This window comes from Aquibacillus halophilus, from assembly GCF_009649745.1.
Taxonomy (GTDB): domain Bacteria; phylum Bacillota; class Bacilli; order Bacillales; family Amphibacillaceae; genus Aquibacillus; species Aquibacillus halophilus.
On the sequence record NZ_WJNG01000002.1, the window covers coordinates 561,435 to 585,852 of the forward strand.

A 24,418-nucleotide genomic window follows, 5' to 3' on the forward strand; every position below is an offset into this window, starting at 1 on the left:
CCAAAAATGAATACTTTTCTGTATTTTGTTCGCCATGCTGATTCAACCTACACACCAGATGAATGGAATCGTCCTTTATCTGATCAGGGAATTAATGATGCTAGTCTTGTAGTGGAAAGGTTAAAACTTGAGAACGTCGATTATATTGTGTCTAGTCCCTATAAACGAGCAATTCAAACTGTTGAAGGGTTAGCTGTTTTGTTGGATTGTGAGATTCAAATAATCAATGAATTTAAAGAACGAAAGATAGCGGATAAACCCGTAGTTGATTTCAACAAGACGATTAAAAAATTATGGAGTGATCAGGAATATTCCATTCACGGTGGAGAGTCTAATCAAAATGCGCAGGAAAGAGGTGTGAAAGCTACTATAAAAGTTTTGCAACAATATAAAGGTAAAAACATTGTGATTGCAACGCACGGAAATCTAATGGTATTAATTATGAATTATTTCAATAAAAGGTATGATTATGAGTTTTGGCAAAAATTAAGTATGCCAGATATTTATAGATTAACTTTTGAAGGAACTGAATTAAAAGAAGTAAACAGATTATGGTCTAACAACTATTCATAATAGATATCAATAATTAATTTTGATATAATTATCACAATAATAGATAAGAAGGAGTTTACATTGATGTCAATTAATGGAAAGTTTATTGGTTATGTTGGAACGTACACGAAAATAGAAAGTAAAGGAGTATATTCGTTTGTATTAGATGCTAAGAAAGGCGAAATCACTGACATTAAATTAGCAGCCGAATTAGATAATCCTACATATCTTACAGTCAGCAATAATAACAAGAACTTATATGCAGTAGCAAAAGAAGGCGATGAAGGGGGCGTAACTGCTTTCTCATTAAATGATCAAACAGGGGAATTGACTAAATTAAACAGTCAAGTATCTTCGGGGTCACCTCCATGTCATGTTAGTGTAAACAAGGATAATAGTAATGTAGTAACAGCGAACTATCACACAACAAAAGTTGAATCTTATTTAACGAATAAAGACGGTTCAGTAAATCCTGAAACATCTGTTGTAGAACATGAAGGAACAGGGCCTCATAATAGACAAGAAAAACCACACATACACTTTGCTGGTTTTACTCCTGATGAAAAATATGTAATTGCAATTGATTTAGGAAGCGATCAAATTACTACTTATTCTGTAGATAATGGAGCATTAGAAAAAGTACATATATTTAAGACTAAGCCCGGAAGTGGGCCGAGACACATGGCATTTCATCCAAATGGAAAGTACGCTTATGTTATGACTGAACTTAGTTCACAGGTTGTTGTGTTAAATTATCATGTTGAGGACGGAAGCTTCACAGAATTGCAATCGATACCAACGATACCAACGAATTTTAATGAAACAAATGACGGAAGTGCAATCCATATTAGTTCTGATGGGAAATTTGTATATGCTGGAAACCGTGGTCATAATAGTATTACAATTTTTAGTGTTGATCAAAATTCAGGACAACTTAGCTTTGTGGATTGGACATCCACAGAAGGAAACTGGCCTCGTGACTTTGTTTTAGATCCAACAGAAAAATTTCTTATTGTTTCAAATCAAAAATCTAACACATTAGTACTATTTGCTAGAAATGAGTTAACTGGTAGATTGAATTTACTACAATCCGGTGTAAAGGTTCCAGAACCAGTATGTGTAAAGTTTTTGAATCAGTAAAAATGTAAAGATTAGTTGAGATGAGCAGAGCGATAGGCATTGCTCATCTTTTTTGTTGTAAATGGGGGGAGTCAAAATGAAAAAAAGTAAAGTTAAAGTGGCTGTTATACAAGCTGCTTCAGTCATAATGGATCAAGAAGCAAGTACTGAAAAAGCTGTTGTTTTAACACAACAAGCAGGTGAGCAGGGAGCGAATATCGTTGTATTCCCAGAAGCATTTATTCCAGGGTATCCAAGGGGGCTTAACTTTGGGACGAGCATAGGAAGTCGATCTCAAGCAGGTCGGAGGGATTGGTTGCGTTACTGGGAAAATTCAATAGAGGTTCCGAGTCAAGAAACTAATAAGCTAGGTGAGGCAGCTCGAAAAGCTGGTGTGTATTTAGTTATCGGCGTAATTGAACGAGATAACGAGGCAAGTGGTGGTACACTTTACTGTTCCGCATTATTTTTTGGACCGGATGGAGAATTACTAGGAAAACACAGAAAGCTAAAACCAACAGGTTCCGAAAGAATTATATGGGGAGAAGGAGACGGCAGTACATTACCAGTGTTTGCTACACCTTACGGGAAAATTGGAGCACTGATTTGTTGGGAGAATTATATGCCATTGGCAAGAACTGCGATGTATGAAAAAGGCATTCAAATTTATATCACACCTACAGCTGATTCAAGAGAATTATGGCAATCAACCATTCGCCATATTGCAGCTGAAGGTAGGTGCTTTGTTCTCTCATCCAATCAATATGTGACAAAGGATATGTATCCTACTGATTTGGCTTGCTACGAAGAATTATCGTCTTCTCCCGATGAGATGTGTAGTGGAGGTAGTGCAATAGTGGGGCCCTTAGGTGATTATGTAGTTAAACCGGTTTATGGCCAAGAAGACATATTAATTACTGAACTAAATTTAAATGATATTCATGCAAGTCAGTTTGATTTTGATGTAGTCGGCCATTATTCAAGACCGGATGTGTTTCAACTCTTAGTAAATGAAGAAAAACAAAAAAATAAAAGATAGTATAAAAGGAATGTTGGTTAGTCAACATTCCTTTTATACTTAAATTGATTAAGAGAAGCGTAACGATTAATATTAAATCAGGTTTTGTTTAAATAAAAAAATAAAAAATACAAAAATTGAATAACTTTACATAATTCATGCGTCTTACTTTTGAAAATATCAATATAAAGGAGGGACAAAGGATGAACTACTTAGATTTTCCTAATGATTTAACGGAAAATAATCTGGAAATATTGCAATCTGATCCTACAAGAGTAATTGAGATGATTATGGATCAATATGGAGAAGAGATTAAACGTTTAGTTTTTACCTATGTTAAAAATACTGCTGATGCTGATGATGTCACCCAAGAAGTTTTCTTGACTGTATATCGAAAACTTCATACATTTCAGGGGAAGTCGTCGATACGGAGTTGGATTTATTCAATAGCAATAAACAAAAGTAAAGATTATCTAAGAAGCTGGAAAGTACGTAATGATAAATTAAGGGATAAGTTAATAAATTTCAATCAAGTAGCACGAACAACTGAAACAGTAGAGGATTCTTTCGAACAATCGGTTTCTAACGAATTATTAGAGCGGGTACTAAGCCTACCAGTTAAATATAGAGAAGTCATTATCCTTTTCTATTTTAAAGACTTAACCGTGGTTGAAATCGGTAATTCATTGGAATTAAAACAAACAACAGTAAGAACTCGATTAAATAGAGGTCGTGATCGTTTGAAAAATCTACTGGATTTAGCAGAGAGAGGTGAGAATATTGGATAAGACATTAAGAGAATTGAAAATGGTATATGAAAAAGAGATACCAACATCGTTTACTACTGAAGATAAAAAAGAAGTATTTCGGAAGATAGTAAAAGAAGAAGCCAGTTCAAAGAAAATAGGATTCACCTTTATACCTAAAGCTATTTCGTTCATTGTTTATGCTGCCCTCATTTTTGTGATTTTGGGAGTCGCAAACCAACAATTGAATATTATTGAATTCAATAATGGAGACAATGGAGGTAGTCCCATTAGTTATACTGAACAAAATGAGTTTGATAGTACTATAAGTGAGCCAGGTAAAGAGGAAGAAGTTGAAATAGTAGAAAGTGAGTTAAAAACAGAAACTATTGATACATCAATTGTACCTTCAGCTGAATTGCAATCCATTTATGAAACTTATTCCAACAATCCTAGTGACGTTATACTTCAAGGATTGACACCATTAGATGTATTTAAGATCTACTTTCATGCCCTCCATTTAGAAGATGTTGATACTAAATATGCCACCTATATTCAAGGTGAAAATTATGGAACACCTAGTTCAGAAGAGTACTTTGGGGATCCAGAATTTTTCGGCGCTATACCAAACGAACATGACAAGGCATTGTATTCTCAACTCGAATCAATTGAGACATTTGAAGTAAATTACTTAGTAGAAAATGAAGCTACTATTTCTTGGAAAGAACTTAAGGACCAAGAACTTGCATTTAGATTAATTAAGGATTTGGATGCAGATGTATGGAAAGTTGCTTGGAATCCTATGCAATAGCAAGACGAAAAAGTGCCGCTTACATGCGGTACTTTTTTGTTTTATAGATTGGGATAGACTAACAAAAAGTTTTAAAAAATAAAACGCCATAAGCTTGTAATTTCTATCATTTAGCAGGATAATAGTCCTATATAGAAGTTTACTAGTAGTTTTCTAGTTTAAAACATAATATGACAAGGCAAACTCACTGAAAGGTGAATACGCAAAGCTATAGGGGCTAAGTTCTTACTAGAATATGCCAGCCGGTTACCGATTTAAAAACTAATCGGCGGATTAGTTTTTTTAAATATTATAAAAAACAGGTTGAAAAATTATTCTCAATATATTAAACGGTACGATTTTATAGATGAAACGAGTTGATTCCTATGGAAAATCAATTAAGCAAATACGAAATGTTTAAGCGTAAATTGTATCTGCATATCATACCAATACTAGTTCTCGCCCTACTCACCAGTCTGTTTAACTTTACTGAACAAGAACCAATCAATAAAGTTATGTTACCATTGCTTACTATTTTTTTTAGTTTGTCTTTGATATTAATCTATTATAAAAAATGGATGAAATTCATTGAAATTGCTAATTTGGCTATGGTCAGTGTCTTTCATTTGGTTAAATCTTTTGAAATTGTAGCTCTTGAGATGGCTGTCTCAGGGGAATTTTCTACAGGTCGTTCGACTTACTGGACACCACTTTTATTTGTCTTTATTTTTATTTTGCTGAACATAAAAAAAGGAATAATTTATGCATTAATTCTTTGGGGAATAACTGTATCATTAGGTCTGCTTTATTGGAATGACATATCACCTCAAGCTATTGACATGTTAATACAGTATTATTTGTCTACTTTAGTGTATATTATATTTTTGTTTTTAGCTCGACATATTATTAGTGCTTACACAAAGTCTGAAGTACTAGAGAAAATGGCTTTTCAGGATGCATTAACTGGAATCGCAAATAGAAGGAAAGTATATCAATGGCTTGAAAATAAACTAGAAGCAAAGGAAATTTTTTCGGTTGTTTTTTTTGACTTAGATCACTTTAAGCAAATTAACGATCGATTTGGACATGTTGTTGGGGATAGAGTACTTACAGAAGTAGCCGCGCTTATAAAGAGTAACCTAGCTAAAGATGACTATTTTGGACGGTGGGGTGGGGAAGAGTTCATAATTATAAGTCATACCAGGGATAAACAGAAGGCAATTAAATTTGCAGAAAAAATAAGAAACAAAATAGAAAACTATCAATTTGCTATTGTTGGTAACATTACGTCGAGTTTTGGTGTTGATGTTTCACGCGGAGATGACACAACAGAAATATTGATAAAGAGAGTGGACGAAGCATTATATCTAGCAAAAAATGAAGGTCGAAATCGTGTTAGGTATTTGGAAAATTAACAAAGAAAAATAAAAGTATGCCTCCTATTATAGTATAGGAGGCATACTTAATTTTAAACCATTATTTTGCACATATCATTAGTAAACTCAACAGGATCGCTTACAGGTAAGCCTTCAATGAGAAGGGCTTGATTGTACAACAGGTTTGTATAAAGATCTAATTTAGCTTTATCATTTTCAAAGGCATCCTTTAGTGATTGAAAAACCTGGTGATTTATATTGATTTCTAGGATTTTGTCAGCTTGAATGTTTTGATTTTTTGGCATGGATCTTAATATCTTTTCCATTTCAATTGATACTTCACCATCTGTAGATAAACACACTGGATGTGTTTTTAATCTGGTTGAAATTTTAACATCTTTAACTTTATCTTGTAATTGTTTTTTCATATAATCAAATAATTCTTTGTTTTCTTTCTTTTCTGTTTCTGTGCTACTTGGGCTTTCATCTTCAATCCCTAGATCTCCACTGGATACCGATTTAAATTCCTTATCTTTAAATGTCATCAGCATTCTAATCGCAAATTCATCCACTTCATCGGTGAAATACAAAATTTCATAGCCTTTATCGGCAACTAGCTCCGTCTGTGGTAGTTTCTTAATCCTGTCATGACTTTCTCCAGATGCATAATAGATGAATTTTTGATCATCGGACATTCTAGATGCATATTCATCTAATGTTACTAGTTTTTTCTCCTTGGATGAGTAGAACATCAACAAATCTTGCAACACTTCTTTGTTACTTCCAAAGTCACTATAGACACCGTATTTTAGTTGTCTACCAAATGCTTGATAAAATTTTTCATACTTTTCTCTTTCAACATTTAGCAAACTTAGTAGCTGTCCTTTGATTTTTTTGTTAATATTCTTTGCAATTAATTTTAATTGCCGGTCATGTTGTAGAATCTCTCTAGAAATGTTGAGTGATAAGTCTTCAGAGTCAACCATTCCCTTTACAAAACTAAAATAGTCTGGTAGTAAATCTGAGCACTTTTCCATGATTAAGACACCATTGGAATATAATTCTAAACCTTTTTCAAATTCTTTAGAATAATAGTCATAAGGCATTTGCTCTGGAATGAATAAGATTGATTGATATCTCACTGTACCATCAACACTAATATGGACATGCTTTAGTGGTTTATCAAAGCCATAGCGCTTTTCCTCGTAAAAGTTCTCATAATCTTCATCAGTGAGTTCGCTTTTATTTTTTCTCCAGATTGGAACCATGCTATTAATGACTTGTACATCTTCGGTTTCATTCTCGCTACCTTCGACAGGTTTTGTCTCAGTAACATCCATTTTAATAGGATAACGAATGAAGTCAGAGTATTTTTTAATAGTAGTCTTTAAACGAGAAGCGTCTAAATACTCATCGTAGGATTCATCTTCGGTATTCTCTTTGATTTTAAGAGTAATTTCTGTTCCTATTTCGTCTTTGTCACAAGGTTTAATCGTATATCCATCAACACCTTTAGATTCCCACTTATAAGCTTCGTCACTGCCTAATGCTTTAGTTATAACTGTTACAACATCTGCAACCATAAATGCAGAGTAGAATCCAACCCCAAACTGACCAATTATGTCTTGTCCATCCTTCATCTCATTTTCATTTTTAAATGATAATGAGCCGCTTTTAGCGATGATTCCAAGGTTGCTTTCAAGTTCTTCTTTTGTCATTCCGATTCCAGTGTCCTTAATCGTAAGTGTTCTGTTAGCTTTGTTGGTATCAACTTTTATGTAGTAATTGTCTTTGTCAAAAGTTAATGAATCATCTGTCAAAGCCCGATAATAGATTTTATCAATCGCATCACTAGAGTTAGAAATTAACTCTCTTATAAAAATCTCCTTATGGGAATAGATGGAATTAATCATCATCTCTAAAAGTCTTTTAGACTCCGCTTTAAACTGTCTCTTAGCCATAAAATATTCTCCTTTGTACTGAATGAATTTGAAAAAATTATAGTAAGTATAATGATCACTGTACATCTACTAACTATTCTTTTAATATCACATACTATAAGTAGTGTCAATAGATTCAATTGTTATTTGAATTATTTAAGGTATCGATTAATCGATAGAAGGCAGGGTTTATGACATAGACTAAAAAGGAGAAATTAATCCAACATTAATCCCATTTTAATAATACAAGCCTTTAAAAACGATTTTTTATAAAATATCCTATTGTTTAACATTAGAAACCGTCAGTATTTTTATAGATAGTCGTTTAATGGTACTATATAAGAATGGATAGTTAAATTATAAGACTATGCCATGAATCAGAGTGAAGACGTATACTGTGTATGTTTTGGTTCGAACTTGAAAAGAGCATAATCTACTCATTTCAAGGACAGAAGTAATCTTAAAATAGCAGGGTAAAGGTAGGTCTTCTAGTATAATTAGTACTAAATCTTTGTGATGAAATTTATCCAACATAATTGTATTAAAAGGAGATTCACGTGTCATGATAAATAGTTTAAAGCCATTCTTAAAAAATGCATGGGAATCGTCAGGTTATGAAAACCTGACCCCTATTCAACAAAAAACAGCACCATTGATCACTGAAGGTAAGGATGTTATTGCTGAGTCGCCAACCGGTAGTGGAAAAACGTTAGCTTATATCCTGCCAATTTTACAAGAAATCGATCTTGACCAAAAACATGTACAGGTTATAATCTTAGCCTCTTCTCATGAGTTAGTAATGCAAATAAACCAGGAACTCCAAAGGTGGACAACAGGTAGTGGCATAACGAGTACAACCCTCATTGGTGGGGCAAACATAAAAAGACAATTAGAAAAGTTGAAGAAGAAGCCGCATATTGTCTTAGGAACCCCAGGAAGAATCCAAGAAATTTTAAAGTTAAAGAAACTAAAAGTTCACCAGGTAAAAACACTCGTACTTGATGAAGGTGACCAATTAATTGTTCCTGAGCACCTATCGATCATTCAGGAAGTTATTAAAGGGACCCCAAAGGAAAGACAGTTATTATTGTTTTCAGCTACACTTCCACCGACTGTTGAGCAGCTTGCAAAAACTTTCATGAATAGTCCTGAAGTAATTCGAGTAACAAATAAAGAGTTAGATATTCCTTCGGTTAACCATATTTATTTTGTTTGTGAAGAACGTGATAAGATTGAAACATTACGAAAAGTTGTCCAAGTTAACCAAGCAAAAGCTCTTGTTTTCTTTAGAGATATCGGTACTTTAACTGTTATGGCTGAAAAGCTTGAGTACAAGGGGATTTCTGTTGGAGTAATACACGGTGATTCTAAAAAACAGGCTAGAGAGCAGGCTATTAAGGAGTTTAGGTCTGGTCAATCTGAACTATTGTTAGCAACTGATGTAGCGGCAAGAGGACTAGACATACAGGACTTAACACATGTCATTCACATGGATATTCCTAACAAGGACACCCAGTACATTCACCGTTCAGGGAGGACAGGTAGATTAGGCTCCACTTCTGGAACAGTTATTTCGATAGTTACGAAGGCTGAAGAAAGTATTTTACAAAAAATTAGTCGGAAGTTAGACATTCCAATGGAGAAGAAGGTTCTGTATAAGGGCCAAATAGTGGATTCTAAAAAGGATTATTAGAGTCTTCTTAAAATATTCAAGAAGAATTGGTTTATGAGATATTGAGTATGGATGGTTCGTTTTAGTTGTAAATAACATTGCTGCAAGTATCATGTGGCAATGTTTTTTGTATTAATTTATGTAAAATGTGCCATTCTAACTTAACAAGGGAAATTTGAATGTTTCTTTCTGTGATCGTAGTAGACCTTCAGTACCTAAAACCAAACAGAAGAAAACTATAACAAGGTTTTCATGGGATATTAGAGAGAAAAAATGTTTTCTACAATAAATATATAAAAGGGAGAGTCATATGAACATCAAAGAATCAGCTTTAGTTCTAATTGATCTCCAAAAAGAGACCGACTTTGGACTTTTTGGATTGAATGAAGTAATTAAAAACACTAGTAGTGTGATTGATGCTTGTCGTGAAGCCAATGTACCAATTATCCATACCAGGCAGATTAATCGTGTAGATGGAGTAGGTCTGTCATTAGGGGAACCATTAAATGAAGATGGCAGCCCTTTTTTCTACAATGCAGATAGCGAAAAAGTAGAAACAATTGACGAAATCAAACCTCAAAAAGGTGATATTGTTATTGATAAGTATCGCTGGAGTGCTTTTTTTGATACAAATTTAAATCTAACACTTAAAAGTTTAGGTGTAAAAAATGTAATTATTGGAGGTGTAGTTACAGATGGTTGTCTAATGACATCCGTCTTCGATGCCTATTTTAGAGACTATAATGTTCATCTTATTAAGGATATTTGTACGACATCAAATGAAGGAGCCCATATGGCATCACTAATGATTATGGCTAATTGGGTTTACAATATTAAGGTGTATGATACAACTAATATCATAAATTTAGTTAAAGGAAATGAGTATAAAGTTTGGCAACCGGAAAAGGTTGATTCCCTTCATTTCACCCCAGAAAACATGAGGGAGAAGTTCAATCAATTTGAGCAACTCAGAAAACCGGACTAGTTTATCATTTATCGTAGTTTCAGCATGGCGGAAAAAACAACCAGGTAAACTTTTTTGTTAATAAGAGACAAAAGAATAGTTTCTTTTGTCTCTTATTTCTATCTTAATTTTTCATAGTTATTCAGAAGCTCATCAAGCCGTTGTGAAATTTCTAGGATATCTTCCTTATTTGTATTGCTTTGAAAGACTTCATAGAGCCTTAATCTCAGGTATTCAATTTGTTCTTCTAGTTCGGTTTTAATATTCAACTGTATCCCCACTTATCTAGGTAGTATTAAACTAATATTATACTGCTTAGCCTCTATTTTATAAGAAAATTAATAGATTGTACTTAGTATACAGTAGAATGAGTAAAAAAGTTTCAAAAATACAGAAAAGAGAAAAGCAAAATTTGCTTTTCTCTTAAAATTATTACAAGATTTGAGACAGGAAGAGCTTAGTTCTCTCATGTTGCGGATTATCAAATAATTCTGTAGGTGTACCAGTTTCTATGATTTCTCCTTCATCAAAAAGAACAATACGATCAGCTACCTCGCGAGCAAAACCCATCTCATGCGTGACTACCAACATCGTAATTCCGGATCTAGCAAGTTCCTTCATTACATCTAAAACTTCTTTGATCATTTCAGGATCGAGGGCAGAGGTTGGTTCATCAAATAACATGATTTCCGGTTGCATTGCAAGTGCCCTTGCAATGGCCACACGTTGCTGTTGTCCACCAGACAATTGACCGGGATATTTATGTGCTTGTTCTGGTATTCCTACACGTTCTAGTAGTTCGAACGCTTCCTTTTCTGCTTCCGCTTTAGGTTTTTTTCTAACCCAAATGGGTGCTAAGGTAATGTTTTTTAGAATGGTCATGTGAGGGAAGAGGTTAAACTGCTGAAATACCATCCCTGTTTCTCTTCGAATAGCTTCGATATTTTTAACATCATGAGATAAATTAATACCATCGATATGGATTTGGCCTTTTTGAATTTCTTCTAATGCGTTGATTGTTCGAATAAAGGTTGATTTTCCGGAACCTGATGGTCCCAAGATAACCACAACTTCTCCCTTGGTTACTGAGAGGGAAACATCCTTTAATACATGGAGACTACCAAACCATTTATTTACTTTGTCACAAGCAATTATTTCTTCTCCCTCTTTGGCTTTAGTAACTTGTAATTTAGTTTGTGCCATTTGAATTTCCTCCTAATAATAAGATTAACGCTCACCAACGCCAAGTGATTTTTCTAAGCGGCGACTGGAGTATGACATAGAATAGGCGATAACCCAGTAAACAAGTGCAATGAATACGTAAACCTCCATATGTCTTCCTAAAAATTCAGGGTTTGCTTTAACCGTTTGTGCAATTCCAAGTAAATCAATTAAACCAACAATTGCCACTAACGTTGTATCTTTAAACATGGATATACTTTGACCAACTATAGCTGGTATAACTGCTCGTAATGCCTGTGGCATAATAATAAAGGCCATAGAATGAACAGGGTTCAAACCGATTGCTTTGGCAGCTTCGAATTGTCCTCGTTGTAATGATTGTAACCCACCGCGCACATTTTCAGCCATGTAGGCTGCTGTGAAAAGAGTGGCACCGATCATTACTCGAATCACATTATTGATTTCGAACCCCTCGGGTAGGAATAAAGGTATCATGATTTGTGCCATGAAAAACACTGTAATAAGTGGAATCCCTCTAATAATCTCAATATAGGTAATGCAAAAGTACTTGATAATAGGAAGTTTACTAGTTCTACCTAATGCTAATAAAATTCCAATTGGGAATGAACCAAGAATTGCAACAACTGAAATGAGTAGGGTTAATAATAATCCACCCCAAATATTTGTTTTAACCGGTGAAAAAACTCCAAATCCATTTAATAAGAATATAATTAATGGGAAAGAAATAAACCAACCGACTAATGTAATAGCTTTACTTTTTGGAAGTCTAGGACCGATAAAGTATCCTGCTAATATTATTGCTATATTTATTGCCAACCACATTTTACCTGTCGATGATACAAACGGTACAATAGTGTGAACCAAGTAAAGAAGCATGAGCACAATCGATAGATTTCTTATTGTTCCTTTCCATATACCTGCAGATAATCCAAATAAAAGGGACACAAAGCCTAAACAGGTCCATACTCGCCATAGCTGATCAATAGTATATTGTCCTACCATAAATAATCGGTAGTTTTCAGTGACGACAGCCCATTGTGCAGTAGTGAAAACCCAAGTTATACTGCCCTTGAGGATAAAGTAAATGACTAAGACCGAGACTACTGTCAGTATCGAATTAAAAAAACTATTAAATAAATTTTTCTTCAACCATCCGTTAATTCCCAAAGTGGACTTAGGAGGTTCTAATGTCTGCTTTACAGATTCTTCAGGCTTTAGACTGGAGCTCATATAATCACCTCTCTACTATTTGAGTCTTTTTGTTGAAGTAGTTCATAAACCAGGATGTTAGTAAACTCAAAGTTAAATATACTAGAATCATGATTAAAACCATTTCAACTGCTCGGCCAGTTTGGTTTAATGTTGTATTTCCTACAAAAACTAAGTCAGCGTAACCTACTGCAATTGCCAAACTCGAGTTTTTTGTTAAGTTCAAGTACTGACTTGTAACTGGGGGAATAATGATCCGGATAGCCTGTGGAAAAATAACTAATCGCATTATTGTTGAAGATTTTACTCCTAACGCTTTAGCTGCCTCCACTTGTCCTTTTGAAACTGATAATATTCCACCACGAACGATTTCAGCGATATATGTAGCTGTGTAAACCGTTAAACCGATAAGAATGGCTAAAAATTCAGGGGTTAAGGTGTGACCACCCTCAAAGTTAAAATTTCCAAGGACAGGGACTGTTATATTTGCTGGCCCCTGTTGAGTAATGATAAAAGCTATTACTAATGATGCAACTAACGAACCAATTGCCCAAACAAACGGATATTTTCTTTTACCAGAAGTGATTTGAGATTTTAGCATTTTTCTCCAAAGCGTAAAAGCGAGAACAATACCTAGTAAAAATAGTATTATCCAAATTACTGTTCCCGAATTAGCTTCAAACCACGGAATTGAAGCACCGCGATTACTTAAGTGAAATGAACCGATTGTGATACTTTCTTTTACCTGTGGAAGTTGAAGAAAGACCGCAAAATACCAAATGAAAATTTGGACAAGCAATGGTGTGTTTCTGAAAATTTCAATGTACAGTCCAGCTATTTTCTGTACTAGCCAGTTAGTAGAAAGTCGAGAAATACCAACAAAAACACCAATTAATGTTGCGAAAATAACGCCAATTACCGATACTTTAATTGTATTTAATATACCCACTAGTACGGCCCGTTTATATGTATCTGTAGGTTGGTAGTCGATTAGTGCTTCAGTAATATTGAAAGACGCCGTCCCGTTTAAAAAACCAAAGCCAACTTCCATGCCTTGTCGTGCTAATCCATTTAATGCATTGTTTATTAAAAATCCACCTGTAACTAATACTATGATTACAAATAAAATTTGAAGTAGAATTGGTATAATTCGATTATCTCTCCAAAAGGGAGTGGATACGTTATTTTGTTTTGCCATTATTTTTCACCTCTCAGCTAACTAAAATGAAAGGACCTGCCCCAAACGAAGCAGGAAGAGCAGGTCCTTTTAACTATAAGGTAATCAATTTATTAACGGAAAGGAGGAGAGTATAAAAGTCCTCCATTTGTCCAGTTCTCATTTAGACCTCTTTCAAGATTAAATACTGTATCAGGACCTAGATGACGTGCAAAAATTTCGTCATAGTTACCAACATGTTTGATAACTCGATAAGCAAAGTCGTTAGGTAGACCCATCATAGCCCCAAGTTCACCTTCATTGCCCAAGAATCGACGAATAACTGGATCTTCACTATCCATGAACTCCTCAATGTTTTCAGAGTTAATTCCAAGTTCTTCCGCTTCAATTGTAGCAAATGTTACCCATTTAACAATGTTGAACCATTGATCATCACCTTGTCTTACAGTAGGACCAAGTGGTTCTTTAGAAAGAGCCTCAGACAAAATTTTGTGTGCCTCTGGTTCAGTTAAAGTTGCTTGCCTGGAAACTAGACCAGATTTATCAGTTGTCCACGCGTCAACACTACCACTCTCGTATGCTTCTACTAGGGAATCACTATCGTCAAATACGACTTGTTCGTAAGTAATTCCTAATTTTCTGAATTGGTCCGCTAGGTTAAGCTCAGTAGTTGTACCTGTTTCCACACCAATACGTGCACCTTCTAGTTCCGCTAATGTTGTAATACCACTTTCTTTTGTTACCATGATGCCTTGACCATCATAGAATGTAGTTGGTGCGAAGTGTGTACCTAACTCAGTATCACGAGTAGTAGTCCAAGTCGTATTACGAATCAGTATATCAATTTCACCAGTTTGTAATGCAGTAAAACGTTCTTGTGCTGATAGTGGTCTAACTTCGATTGCCTCAGGATCATCAAAAATAGCAGCAGCAATTGCTTTACCGAAGTCAACATCGAAGCCTACGTTTTCACCATCAGAGTTAACATAGCCAAATCCAGGTAATTGACCGTTACCACCAACTACCACGTAACCTCTGTCTTCAACAGTAGCTAATGTTGAACCTTCTGTAGAACTTTCCCCTTCATCTCCTGAAGTAGTATCAGACCCGCCATCATCAGATCCACCATCATCAGTTGTGCTAGGCTCGTCCGTGCTAGCATCTTCATCTGATGTACATCCAGCTAAGAAAAGAGCAAAAATAAGAAATAGACTAGCTAAAAGAACCGATAAAGAATTTTTTCTTTTCCCCAAAACAATTCCCCCTTTTTTTTAGTCCCATAAGAATGAACTTAACATCGTTATGTAATTAAACATAACATCCAATGATCTAAAATAATTAGAAAATTGGATTTATTTAATTATAATCGTACATGCAAGTGCATTTCAAGTTATTTTCTAAATCTTTTAAAAATTATGACAATTTTAAAAGTAATATATTTAAAATAGTGTATATGCATAAAAGGTTAAAGCGATTTCATTTTTGGGGATTTTGATTATATAAATTTACTTAATTTTGTAGTTATAAGCTTTCTAATAGTATATTTTTCTATAAATGATTAATGAAGTTACATAATATAACATGTATGAGGAAAACTATTAAAAAAATCCCATATGAAGTGTTGGTGAGGTGAATTAATGAAACTAAAATTAGTACTATTAATGTCTTTTGCTATAGCCTGTGCCGTTTCGATGAGCACAGTAGAGGCCAAGCACGCTGATTTAGACGAGGAAAGTAAGATAACAGTCTATGAAAAGGAAAGACAGTTAAACAAAACTCCGCATAATTGGAAGAAAACAAGTTCTCAATTTGAAATGGTACATGCAGATACACATGAATACACGGTTTGGCACAATTTCATAAAAAAAACTAGAAAATGTGATATCACTCATAGAATGAAAACGGATGTATGGTATTGCGAATTCCATAACCATACAAAATCGGAGACTTCATTAGAAGAGACAATTCATAGTAATAGACACTCTTAATAGTATTGTCTTAAAAAGAGTAGGGGAGAGGTTTAAATAGGTATGTTTTTACTGACATGATTACCTCATAGACTCTTTATTATGATGTCATGAAAATATTCACTGTAGATGTAAATAAGAATGCAAGTAGCATATGTAAAATAAGCTACTTGCATTCTTTTAATTGGCTATGGCTGTAACTACTAATCTTTCCTCATGTGTTCCTTTAAGAGGATTAAAGGTTCCTGTACAGGTAATCAACTGAAGTCTTGTTTTCGAAGTATAACCAAATATTTCTTCAATAGGACCTTGATCATAAGGATAACTTTGTTTTTTAATTACTTTATATACGACTTCTTCTTTTCCATTGGTAATTACAATTTCGTCGTTAGTAGATATTTTGTATAGATTGGAGAATACTCCTGGTCCAAGAAAACCATTTACATGTCCAACTAGAACTGTATTTCCTGTTTGGCCAGGCTTTGATCCATTACTAAACCAACCAACTATTTCAATATCGCTTGGAATTTCAACTGTACCATCATCTTTTAGACCAACAGGAATAGTGCTAGCTTCAATTTCCAAGGCTGGAATTGACAGATTCGATGGTTCAATACCAGGCTCAGGTGTTACAGTAATGGTCTCTAAAGGTTGCTCTTCTTTGACCGCTTTTTCCTGGTTTGTATTATCCTCTTTTACTGATTCAAGTTTAAACTTGTTTGAATCCGTTTTCTCTTCATGTGAGGAAGGCTCTATTTGTTGGCAACCAGTCAACAAAAATAAAAGTAAAGCAATTTTAGGATTGAGATACATTTCTTCTTTTAACAAGAAAGTAAGAAAATCCAATTCCTATAAGTAGGAGAGGCAATAGATAGATTGCTAATCCTGTAATACTTGCATTTCCTGTTTCGGGCATCTCACTAGGCATTGATGTTGATGATGGATCTGCAAGTACAATAACATCTAACGGTGGCTCTCCACTAGCTAATCCAACTGCAAGAACTGAATAAATAGTGTTTTCTTTTAATTTAGTACTCGGTAAAGATAGAACAACATCCTCAGTTCCAGAAACTCTTACTTCTAAGTCTAGAGTAGCTGGATCAAGCTCTGCGTAATCAGTAACATCTTTAAACTCTGCATTTTCAAATAACACATCGCCACCTGTTACGGCTACATCAACTGCGGGTGCATCAGGAGAAAAATGTCCTACACGTATTTTAGCTTTTCCCTCTGTTGTCATCATATCATCAGATAGTACAGATACTTCTAAGTTTTCTAGGTTGTTTATAGCAAGGGCTGTATAAGCTTGGTCTGACTCAACTGATAAAGTGGTGGTTAATACAGGTTCACCATCAGCAACGGTACCGGCAGCATAAATGCTGACCTCATGATCACCAGCAGGAACCATTAAGTAATCTGTTGCGATTTTAAATGTAGCATTCTCTACAACCGTATTTCCGTTTACAGTGATGTCTACTGCAGGTGCATCTGGGGATGCATGAACGATTCGAACTTTAGCCTGGTCGTGATTGTCTGCTAAAGTAGCACTTCCAAACATGGTACAAACTAACGCGAAAATTACTGTTACTACTAATTTTTTCATGTGTACACTCTCCTTTAGTTTTGTATAAGTAATGTATAATTTAATACAATAGTTATACATTACTTATACAAAGGATAACGGAGTAAGAATATTCTGTCAACTTAAAAGTTTGCAATTTATTAATTGCAAAACTCGTTATTAATATAAAAGAGTAAGAGAGGAGGGACGAAATAAAAAACAAATCCTCGATAACCGAGGATTTGTTTTTTTATGCTAAGCATGATAAGTGATTGTTAGTTGCCAATTTCTGAATATGGGGCATTCTTGACAGATCCATATTACCACCGCTTACTATAATACCACAATGGTTCGAATGAATTCTTTCACCATGAGCAAGTAATGCTGCAAAAGCAGCGGCACCAGCACCTTCAATTAATGACTTCTTTCGTTCCAACATGTAGACCATAGCTGAAGCGATATCTTCCTCAGTAACAGTAACCATATCATCCACGTATTTTTCGATTAGTGGAAAAGTTTGAATACCCGTTTTTTTCACGGCAATGCCGTCTGCAATAGTCGAGACGGAAGAAAGGGTTGATGGACCAGTATCATGAAACCGATTATACACCGCGCTAGCGGTGTGAGCTTGCACACCAATAATCTTAATGTTTGGATTAATGAATTTTGCTGCAACAGCGATTCCTGATATTAGTCCACCTCCACCCACAGGAACAATAATCGTATCAAGCCTAGGCCCTTGCTCAAGCATCTCTAAGGCGATTGTTCCTTGCCCTGCCATGACGTCAGGATCATCGAACGGATGGATAAACACACTGTGTGATCGCTTTTGTTCTTCCACAGCAGCCTCATATGCTTCTTGGAAAGAGTCACCTGTTAATACAACTGTTGCTCCGTAATTTCTTGTAGCTTCTATTTTTGCGTCAGGAGTATGTTCGGACATAAAAATTTTCGCTTCAATACCTCGTTTAGCTGCAGCAAGTGCAACCCCTTGAGCATGATTACCTGCAGAAGCGGCAATGACCCCTTTGTATGCCTCTTGGTTTGTTAGTTGTGCTACTTTATAGCTTGCGCCACGTACTTTGAATGCACCTGTCTTCTGTTGGTTTTCCATCTTAAAGTACACATTTTTCTCTGTCATATAATTAATTGCCGATGACGTTGTAAGGGGTGTACGATGAATTATTGGCTTTAAATGTTTCATCGCATCCGTGATTTTTGAACCTGTTAAGCAATTCCCAATGGTTTCACTCTCCTCTAGACTGTTGTAGTTCTGCTTCAAATTGATCAATCTTACTTTTGTGCGTTAGAGTTACTGCAATCTCATCCCAGCCATTTAATAGCATTTCCCTCTGATATTCAGGTATTTCGAAGGAAGCATGAAAATCGTCTGATCCGTTGACAGTTTTTTGTTCTAAATCGATAGAAATAGTGTAGGAGTCTGACTCGGAACGGTCAATCAGTACTTGTGTTTCTTCTTCGGTTAATTGAATGGGCACAATCCCGTTTTTTGTGCAGTTATTATAAAAAATATCGGCAAAGCTTGAGGCTATAATCACCTTAAATCCAAAGTCCTGAAGTGCCCAAGGAGCATGTTCACGAGAGGAACCACAGCCAAAGTTTTCTCCAGCAACAAGGATGGAGGCGTCCTTATATTTTGGGTCATTTAGTGAAAATTCCTTTTTGGGGGTACCTTCACTATCAAATCGCCAGTTAAAAAATAAGAATTGCCCAAAACCTTGTCTAGAGATTCTTTTTAAAAACTGTTTTGGTATAATTTGATCTGTATCAATGTTAGATCGGTTTAGTGGATACACAAGTCCAGTATGTTTACGAATCGGTTCCATCTTTATATACCCTCCTTAGAATTTAATAATCATATTTCACATTGAAAGTTAGCTAGGTGTTGGTTGTGTTAATTTCCTGACATCAACAAAGTGTCCTTCAATAGCAGCAGCTGCAGCCATTTCTGGGCTGACTAAGTGTGTTCTTGCACCCGTTCCTTGACGACCTTCAAAATTACGATTAGAAGTTGATGCACATCGCTCACCTGGTGGTACAACATCGTCATTCATCGCAAGACACATACTACAACCAGCATCTCGCCATTCAAATCCTGCTTGTTTAAAGATTACATCAAGTCCTTCTTTTTCTGCAGAAACCTTGACACTATGAGATCCGGGGACAACAATTGCAGTAACAGAAGGATTAACCTTTTTACCCCTAACAATTTCCGCAGCTCTTTGTAGATCACTTAGCCTTGAATTCGTACAAGATCCGATAAATACATGGTCAATTTTAACTGAAGAAATTGGTTGACCCGCTTCAAGTCCCATGTACTCAAGTGCACGACTGATCTCATCTTTAGCATTGGCAGAGTTTGCCTGGTCTGGACTTGGGATAGAGGCACTTACTGGAATACACATGCCTGGATTTGTTCCCCAGGTTACCTGTGGCTCTACTTCATCAGCATTTATTTCAACCGTTGCATCATAAGTCGCTCCTTGGTCAGTTGCTAGAGCTTTCCAATCTTTAGCAGCCTTTTCAAAGTCACTTCCTTTAGGGGCATGGCGCTTTCCTTTAATGAATTCTATTGTCGTTTCATCTGGGCTAATAAGACCTGCACGCGCACCAGCTTCGATAGACATATTGCAAATTGTCATACGTGCTTCCATTGATAGAGATTGAATTGCTTCACCAGTATATTCAAGGACGTAACCAGTACCAAAGCGAACTCCATATTTAGCAATAATAGCAAGAATAAGGTCTTTCGCAGTAACACCTTTGCCTAGTTGTCCATTTACTTTTACATTTAATGTCTTTGGTCGAGCTTGCCACAATGTTTGTGTAGCAAGTACGTGCTCTACTTCACTTGTTCCAATCCCAAACGCTAAAGCGCCAAAAGCACCGTGAGTTGAGGTATGACTGTCCCCACAAACGATCGTTTTTCCCGGTTGTGTAAGACCTAACTCTGGTCCAATTACGTGAACAATACCTTGATCAGGATGATCGATATCTGCTAAAGGAATGTTAAATTCATCACAGTTTTGTTTTAGCGTGTCCATTTGAGTTTTTGAAACTTGATCCTTAATAATATGGCGATGGATAGTGGGTACGTTATGATCCATGGTTGCAAATGTGCGATCTGGACGACGAACACCTCTAGATTTTAATCGCAACCCCTCAAATGCTTGAGGGGAGGTTACCTCGTGAACTAAATGTAGGTCAATATATAATAGGTCAGGTTTATCCTGTTCTTGATGAACAACATGCTGATCCCAAATTTTTTCGACAATTGTTTTTGGTTTATTCATTTTTTATCACTCCTTACTTATAAAAACTTAAAAAAAGTTAAAATCTAAGGTTGCTATTTATTTATTTTTAGAATCTATATAGTCTACAACAAGTTTGGTCATCTCGGCTGTATTTACTTTATTGCCATTGGTAATTTGTAAATCGGCTGTATGATATCCTTCATCAATGACAGCTTCTACAGCACTTTCTATTAAATTAGCTTCCTCTTCTAATTGAAAAGAATGACGAAGCATAAAAGCAGAAGATAAAATCATTGCTAATGGGTTTGCAATTCCGAGACCAGCGATATCAGGAGCAGATCCATGTGCCGGTTCGAATAAGCCAACTCCATTTTCCGCTAGACTTGCTGAGGGTAACATTCCAAGAGAACCTGTTAATACAGAGGCTTCATCACTTAATATATCTCCAAACATATTCTCAGTAACAATGACGTCAAACTGACTTGGATTCGTGATAAGTTTCATCGCTGCTGCATCGACTAAAACATGATCTACAGTTACATCTGGATAATCTGCTTTTTTCTCTTCAACAACTTCACGCCATAGTTTGCTAGATTCCAAGACGTTAGCCTTATCAACTGATGTCAGCACTTTGCGTCTTAACTGAGCACTTTTGAAACCTTTATCTACGATGCGTTCAATTTCATGTCTTGTATAGGTAAGCGTATCTACTACAGAATTTCCATTATCTCTTCGTTCGCTTGGGGTACCGAAGTATAGACCTCCAGTAAGCTCTCTGACAATAAGTAAATCACTGCCATTAATAATTTCTTCTTTCAAGGGAGAGGCATGGAGAAGCTTCGCATATCCTTTTACAGGTCTTAGATTGGCAAATAAGTCTAGTTCTTTGCGAATCCCTAGTAATCCTCTTTCCGGACGAAGATGGGAGGGGAGTTGATCCCATTTTGGTCCACCAACTGCACCTAGTAATACAGCATCCGCTTTTTTACAAGCATCAATTGTTTGAGGAGGGAGGGGGGAGCCGTGATTGTCAACGGCAATTCCACCTATATCATGAGATTCATAGGAAAATGTATGATTGAATTGTTTAGAAATAGCATCAAGCACAGCTTTTGCAGATTTCATAACTTCTGGACCAATTCCATCGCCAGGAAGTAGTACGATATTCTTTTGCATAGAGGAAATCCTCCCAATTCTCTTATATTTTTGCTTCTTGCTTACTCTCAAAATTTTTGTTGAAAAACACGCGATTTATTGCATTTAAAAATGCTTGCGCTGATGCTTCTAGAACATCTTGAGCAGAGCCACGTCCACTAACGGATTTACCATTCACTGTCATACTAACATGTACCTCCGCAAGGGCATCTCGACCTTTTCCAACCGAATTCAAATTGAAGTCAGTAAGGTGAATCTCTTCTTCAACAAGCTTTTCAATTGTATTGTACAATGCCTCCACACTACCCTGACCAGTACATGCAGTTTCTACACGGATTTCCTCAGGAGTATTTAAAGCAACAGTTGCGGTCGGTAAGTTATGCGACCCGTATTGTACTTGGAAAGACAGTAATTCATATTTTTTTACACCGGAAATGTCTGTTTGAATGTCCATTAAAATTACGAATAAATCATCATCAGTAACTTCTTTTTTTCGATCGGTTAGTAGTTTAAACGCTTTGAATGCTTCAGTAACTTTCTCATCGGTAAGGTCGAAGCCTAATTGAATTATTTTATCCTTAAAAGCATGACGACCGGAGTGCTTCCCAAGGACTAAATTATTGGATTGAATACCAACTAACTCAGGAGTGATAATCTCGTAGGTCAATGTGTTCTTTAATACACCGTCCTGATGAATACCAGATTCGTGAGCGAAAGCGTTTCTGCCAACGACTGCTTTATTTCCTGGAACTGACATGCCGGTAAACTTGCTAACAAGATCACTGGTACGCTTGATTTCTTTTAAAACGAGATTAGTAGTATAAGGATAAAAATCATTGCGAATATTCAAGGCAACTGCGAATTCTTCCAAAGCAGCGTTACCAGCTCGTTCACCAATTCCATTTATTGTACCTTCAATTTGTGTTGCCCCGTTTTCCATTGCTGCAAGTGAGTTTGCTACTGCCATTCCTAAATCATCGTGGCAATGAGCAGATAGAGATGCTTTATCTATATTCGAAACATTTTCACTAATATAACGGAACATTTCACCATATTCTTTAGGTGTTGTATATCCTACTGTATCAGGTAGATTGATTACAGTAGCGCCAGCATCAATTACTTTTTCGATAATGTTTACCAAAAAGTCTAGGTCGGAGCGTGAAGCATCTTCTGCGGACCACTCTACATGTGTGAATTTCTGTTTGGCGTAAGTTACCATCTCTACAGCAGTTTCAATTACTTGTTCAGGTGTTTTTTTGAGTTTGTATTCCATATGAATAGGGGAGGTGGCAATAAAGATATGCAAGCGAGGTTCTTTTGCAGACTTTAATGCTTCCCAGGCAATATCAATATCAGATTTTATAGCACGAGCTAGACCCGTAACAGATACATTTTTAATTGTTTCAGCAATCTTTTTAACTGCTTCAAATTCACCTTTGGAAGAAGCAGGGAACCCTGCTTCCATAATATCTACTCCAAAGCGCTCTAACTGTTTTGCTATTTCAAGTTTTTCTAGTTGGTTAAGATTAACTCCGGGTGATTGCTCACCATCCCGGAGTGTTGTATCAAAAATTTTAATTTGTCTCATTGGAGACCACTTCCTTCTTAGAGTTTGCCCTTTTCTTAACAAATGGCATTAACTCGCGAAGCTCTCTTCCAACCTGTTCGATTTGGTGTTCGTTTTCTTTAGCATTTGTAGCATTGAATTGTGGACGATTTGCTTGGTTTTCTAGGATCCATCCTTTTGCAAATACACCAGTTTGAATGTCTGTTAGAACTTCTTTCATGCGAGCTTTTGTTTCTTCATTAACTACGCGTGGACCGGATACAAAATCTCCCCACTGAGCTGTATCGGAGATAGAGTAGCGCATACCTTCTAGTCCACCTTCATACATCAAATCAACAATTAGTTTCAGTTCATGCATACATTCAAAATAAGCAACTTCGGGTTGGTAGCCTGCTTCTGTTAGTGTTTCAAAACCAGCTTTTACAAGACTAGTTAAACCACCACATAATACAGCTTGCTCACCGAATAGATCTGTTTCTGTTTCTTCTTGGAACGTTGTCTCAAGAATACCAGCACGGCCTGAACCAATTCCTTTTGCATATGCAAGAGCGACATCTTTAGCAGTACCAGTGAAATCTTGATAGATACCATATAATGCAGGAACACCAGCACCTTCTTCAAACGTTCTGCGGACTAGATGACCTGGACCTTTAGGAGCAACTAAGAATACGTCAACATCCTCTGGAGGTACAACTTGGTTAAAATGAATGTTAAAACCATGTGCAAAAGCAAGTACATTACCTGCTTGAAGATTAGGCTTAATGCTTTCTTCATAAATTTTAGGCTGGTACTCATCCGGAAGTAAAACCATTACTACGTCAGCAGCAGCTGTAGCGTTAGCAACAGATTTAACCTCAACACCGTCTTCAACAGCCTTATCCCATGATTTACCTTTTCTTAGACCAACAACTACATCAAAACCACTTTCCTTCAAATTGAGAGCATGTGCGTGCCCCTGTGAGCCATAACCAATTATTGCGATTTTTTTCGATTGTAGAACCTTTTCTTGAATGTCGTTGTGATAAAGTACTTTTGTCATAATGAATACATCCTCTCAAATTGTTTAATATATATAAATTTAGTGGTACATAGTTTAAAGATTCTGAATTATTTATTCAGAGTCCAAG

The 24,418-nt window shown here is 35.9% G+C and carries 23 protein-coding genes and 1 riboswitch; of the genes, 9 read left to right on the top strand and 14 right to left on the bottom strand.

The annotated features are described in order from the left end of the window. The first annotated feature begins 6 nt into the window (after window positions 1-6). From GH741_RS03830 to GH741_RS03855, 6 genes are all read left to right on the top strand, one after another. On the top strand, window positions 7-573 hold the full coding sequence (locus GH741_RS03830) for a histidine phosphatase family protein (protein ID WP_153735420.1): 567 nt from the start codon (window positions 7-9) through the stop codon (window positions 571-573). A 63-nt stretch (window positions 574-636) separates the two neighbouring features. Next, window positions 637-1,692 (top strand): lactonase family protein, encoded by a 1,056-nt coding sequence (locus tag GH741_RS03835; protein WP_153735421.1) that lies wholly within the window; start codon window positions 637-639, stop codon window positions 1,690-1,692. A 76-nt stretch (window positions 1,693-1,768) separates the two neighbouring features. Beyond that, on the top strand, window positions 1,769-2,710 hold the full coding sequence (locus tag GH741_RS03840) for a carbon-nitrogen hydrolase family protein (RefSeq protein ID WP_240795391.1): 942 nt from the start codon (window positions 1,769-1,771) through the stop codon (window positions 2,708-2,710). Between the two features lie 182 nt (window positions 2,711-2,892). Continuing rightward, on the top strand, window positions 2,893-3,477 hold the full coding sequence (locus GH741_RS03845) for a sigma-70 family RNA polymerase sigma factor (RefSeq protein ID WP_153735423.1): 585 nt from the start codon (window positions 2,893-2,895) through the stop codon (window positions 3,475-3,477). Next, window positions 3,470-4,246: a hypothetical protein gene (locus GH741_RS03850; RefSeq protein ID WP_153735424.1), complete on the top strand. Its 777-nt coding sequence runs from the start codon at window positions 3,470-3,472 to the stop codon at window positions 4,244-4,246. Before GH741_RS03845 ends, GH741_RS03850 begins: the two co-directional genes overlap by 8 nt. Window positions 4,247-4,413: 167 nt before the next feature. Further along, window positions 4,414-4,500, top strand: a riboswitch (cyclic di-GMP riboswitch). A 111-nt stretch (window positions 4,501-4,611) separates the two neighbouring features. Continuing rightward, window positions 4,612-5,640: a GGDEF domain-containing protein gene (locus tag GH741_RS03855; protein WP_153735425.1), complete on the top strand. Its 1,029-nt coding sequence runs from the start codon at window positions 4,612-4,614 to the stop codon at window positions 5,638-5,640. A gap of 53 nt (window positions 5,641-5,693) precedes the next feature. Here GH741_RS03855 and htpG read toward each other — a convergent pair whose 3' ends face one another. After that, the gene (gene htpG / locus GH741_RS03860; protein WP_153735426.1) at window positions 5,694-7,562 is read right to left on the bottom strand and encodes a molecular chaperone HtpG; all 1,869 of its coding nucleotides are present in this window, start codon (window positions 7,560-7,562) and stop codon (window positions 5,694-5,696) included. A gap of 541 nt (window positions 7,563-8,103) precedes the next feature. Between htpG and GH741_RS03865 the strand changes: the two genes are divergently transcribed. Further along, a complete protein-coding gene (locus tag GH741_RS03865) occupies window positions 8,104-9,234 on the top strand; it encodes a DEAD/DEAH box helicase (protein ID WP_153735427.1) in 1,131 nt (376 codons plus the stop codon). Window positions 9,235-9,523: 289 nt separating this feature from the next. Further along, window positions 9,524-10,198: a cysteine hydrolase family protein gene (locus GH741_RS03870; protein ID WP_153735428.1), complete on the top strand. Its 675-nt coding sequence runs from the start codon at window positions 9,524-9,526 to the stop codon at window positions 10,196-10,198. A 98-nt stretch (window positions 10,199-10,296) separates the two neighbouring features. On the opposite strand, the gene GH741_RS03875 is transcribed toward GH741_RS03870, so the two are convergent. The 5 genes from GH741_RS03875 to GH741_RS03895 form a co-directional block, all read right to left on the bottom strand. Next, window positions 10,297-10,446: an aspartyl-phosphate phosphatase Spo0E family protein gene (locus tag GH741_RS03875; RefSeq protein WP_153735429.1), complete on the bottom strand. Its 150-nt coding sequence runs from the start codon at window positions 10,444-10,446 to the stop codon at window positions 10,297-10,299. Window positions 10,447-10,609: 163 nt separating this feature from the next. Further along, window positions 10,610-11,332 (bottom strand): amino acid ABC transporter ATP-binding protein, encoded by a 723-nt coding sequence (locus tag GH741_RS03880; protein ID WP_420809383.1) that lies wholly within the window; start codon window positions 11,330-11,332, stop codon window positions 10,610-10,612. A gap of 72 nt (window positions 11,333-11,404) precedes the next feature. Then, entirely contained in the window at window positions 11,405-12,610 is a 1,206-nt protein-coding gene (locus GH741_RS03885) for an amino acid ABC transporter permease (RefSeq protein WP_153735431.1), read from the bottom strand. Window positions 12,611-12,614: 4 nt separating this feature from the next. After that, on the bottom strand, window positions 12,615-13,787 hold the full coding sequence (locus GH741_RS03890; RefSeq protein ID WP_153735432.1) for an amino acid ABC transporter permease: 1,173 nt from the start codon (window positions 13,785-13,787) through the stop codon (window positions 12,615-12,617). A 92-nt stretch (window positions 13,788-13,879) separates the two neighbouring features. Continuing rightward, window positions 13,880-15,019 carry an amino acid ABC transporter substrate-binding protein gene (locus GH741_RS03895; protein WP_153735433.1) on the bottom strand — a complete coding sequence of 380 codons (1,140 nt, stop codon included), beginning with the start codon at window positions 15,017-15,019 and terminating at the stop codon, window positions 13,880-13,882. Window positions 15,020-15,403: 384 nt separating this feature from the next. Here GH741_RS03895 and GH741_RS03900 point away from each other — a divergent pair, with 384 nt between their 5' ends. Further along, complete coding sequence (locus GH741_RS03900; RefSeq protein WP_153735434.1) at window positions 15,404-15,754, top strand: hypothetical protein; 351 nt, start codon at window positions 15,404-15,406, stop codon at window positions 15,752-15,754. A 159-nt stretch (window positions 15,755-15,913) separates the two neighbouring features. On the opposite strand, the gene GH741_RS03905 is transcribed toward GH741_RS03900, so the two are convergent. The 8 genes from GH741_RS03905 to ilvC form a co-directional block, all read right to left on the bottom strand. Beyond that, on the bottom strand, window positions 15,914-16,546 hold the full coding sequence (locus tag GH741_RS03905; RefSeq protein WP_170287553.1) for a class F sortase: 633 nt from the start codon (window positions 16,544-16,546) through the stop codon (window positions 15,914-15,916). Beyond that, window positions 16,530-17,336: a DUF4397 domain-containing protein gene (locus GH741_RS03910; protein ID WP_153735436.1), complete on the bottom strand. Its 807-nt coding sequence runs from the start codon at window positions 17,334-17,336 to the stop codon at window positions 16,530-16,532. Before GH741_RS03910 ends, GH741_RS03905 begins: the two co-directional genes overlap by 17 nt. Before the next feature lie 208 nt (window positions 17,337-17,544). Beyond that, a complete protein-coding gene (gene ilvA, locus GH741_RS03915; RefSeq protein WP_153735576.1) occupies window positions 17,545-18,498 on the bottom strand; it encodes a threonine ammonia-lyase in 954 nt (317 codons plus the stop codon). Window positions 18,499-18,541: 43 nt separating this feature from the next. Continuing rightward, entirely contained in the window at window positions 18,542-19,141 is a 600-nt protein-coding gene (gene leuD / locus GH741_RS03920; RefSeq protein WP_153735437.1) for a 3-isopropylmalate dehydratase small subunit, read from the bottom strand. A 48-nt stretch (window positions 19,142-19,189) separates the two neighbouring features. After that, window positions 19,190-20,608, bottom strand: coding sequence for a 3-isopropylmalate dehydratase large subunit (leuC, locus tag GH741_RS03925; RefSeq protein WP_153735438.1), 1,419 nt, complete (start codon window positions 20,606-20,608; stop codon window positions 19,190-19,192). 57 nt (window positions 20,609-20,665) lie between these two features. Then, window positions 20,666-21,745: a 3-isopropylmalate dehydrogenase gene (gene leuB, locus GH741_RS03930; RefSeq protein ID WP_153735439.1), complete on the bottom strand. Its 1,080-nt coding sequence runs from the start codon at window positions 21,743-21,745 to the stop codon at window positions 20,666-20,668. A gap of 22 nt (window positions 21,746-21,767) precedes the next feature. Continuing rightward, on the bottom strand, window positions 21,768-23,312 hold the full coding sequence (locus GH741_RS03935; protein WP_153735440.1) for a 2-isopropylmalate synthase: 1,545 nt from the start codon (window positions 23,310-23,312) through the stop codon (window positions 21,768-21,770). Next, window positions 23,299-24,330: a ketol-acid reductoisomerase gene (gene ilvC / locus GH741_RS03940; RefSeq protein WP_153735441.1), complete on the bottom strand. Its 1,032-nt coding sequence runs from the start codon at window positions 24,328-24,330 to the stop codon at window positions 23,299-23,301. Before ilvC ends, GH741_RS03935 begins: the two co-directional genes overlap by 14 nt. Window positions 24,331-24,418 lie beyond the last annotated feature (88 nt).

Excerpts from the sequence above, each read along its gene's own strand:
- GH741_RS03830 (WP_153735420.1), top strand. The coding sequence starts at position 7 with ATGAATACTTTTCTGTATTTTGTTCGCCATGCTGATTCAACCTACACA.
- GH741_RS03835 (WP_153735421.1), top strand. The coding sequence starts at position 637 with ATGTCAATTAATGGAAAGTTTATTGGTTATGTTGGAACGTACACGAAA.
- GH741_RS03840 (WP_240795391.1), top strand. The coding sequence starts at position 1,769 with ATGAAAAAAAGTAAAGTTAAAGTGGCTGTTATACAAGCTGCTTCAGTC.
- GH741_RS03845 (WP_153735423.1), top strand. The coding sequence starts at position 2,893 with ATGAACTACTTAGATTTTCCTAATGATTTAACGGAAAATAATCTGGAA.
- GH741_RS03855 (WP_153735425.1), top strand. The coding sequence starts at position 4,612 with ATGGAAAATCAATTAAGCAAATACGAAATGTTTAAGCGTAAATTGTAT.
- htpG (WP_153735426.1), bottom strand. The coding sequence starts at position 7,562 with ATGGCTAAGAGACAGTTTAAAGCGGAGTCTAAAAGACTTTTAGAGATG.
- GH741_RS03865 (WP_153735427.1), top strand. The coding sequence starts at position 8,104 with ATGATAAATAGTTTAAAGCCATTCTTAAAAAATGCATGGGAATCGTCA.
- GH741_RS03870 (WP_153735428.1), top strand. The coding sequence starts at position 9,524 with ATGAACATCAAAGAATCAGCTTTAGTTCTAATTGATCTCCAAAAAGAG.
- GH741_RS03885 (WP_153735431.1), bottom strand. The coding sequence starts at position 12,610 with ATGAGCTCCAGTCTAAAGCCTGAAGAATCTGTAAAGCAGACATTAGAA.
- GH741_RS03890 (WP_153735432.1), bottom strand. The coding sequence starts at position 13,787 with ATGGCAAAACAAAATAACGTATCCACTCCCTTTTGGAGAGATAATCGA.
- GH741_RS03900 (WP_153735434.1), top strand. The coding sequence starts at position 15,404 with ATGAAACTAAAATTAGTACTATTAATGTCTTTTGCTATAGCCTGTGCC.
- GH741_RS03905 (WP_170287553.1), bottom strand. The coding sequence starts at position 16,546 with ATGTATCTCAATCCTAAAATTGCTTTACTTTTATTTTTGTTGACTGGT.
- GH741_RS03910 (WP_153735436.1), bottom strand. The coding sequence starts at position 17,336 with ATGAAAAAATTAGTAGTAACAGTAATTTTCGCGTTAGTTTGTACCATG.
- ilvA (WP_153735576.1), bottom strand. The coding sequence starts at position 18,498 with ATGAAACATTTAAAGCCAATAATTCATCGTACACCCCTTACAACGTCA.
- leuD (WP_153735437.1), bottom strand. The coding sequence starts at position 19,141 with ATGGAACCGATTCGTAAACATACTGGACTTGTGTATCCACTAAACCGA.
- leuC (WP_153735438.1), bottom strand. The coding sequence starts at position 20,608 with ATGAATAAACCAAAAACAATTGTCGAAAAAATTTGGGATCAGCATGTT.
- leuB (WP_153735439.1), bottom strand. The coding sequence starts at position 21,745 with ATGCAAAAGAATATCGTACTACTTCCTGGCGATGGAATTGGTCCAGAA.
- GH741_RS03935 (WP_153735440.1), bottom strand. The coding sequence starts at position 23,312 with ATGAGACAAATTAAAATTTTTGATACAACACTCCGGGATGGTGAGCAA.
- ilvC (WP_153735441.1), bottom strand. The coding sequence starts at position 24,330 with ATGACAAAAGTACTTTATCACAACGACATTCAAGAAAAGGTTCTACAA.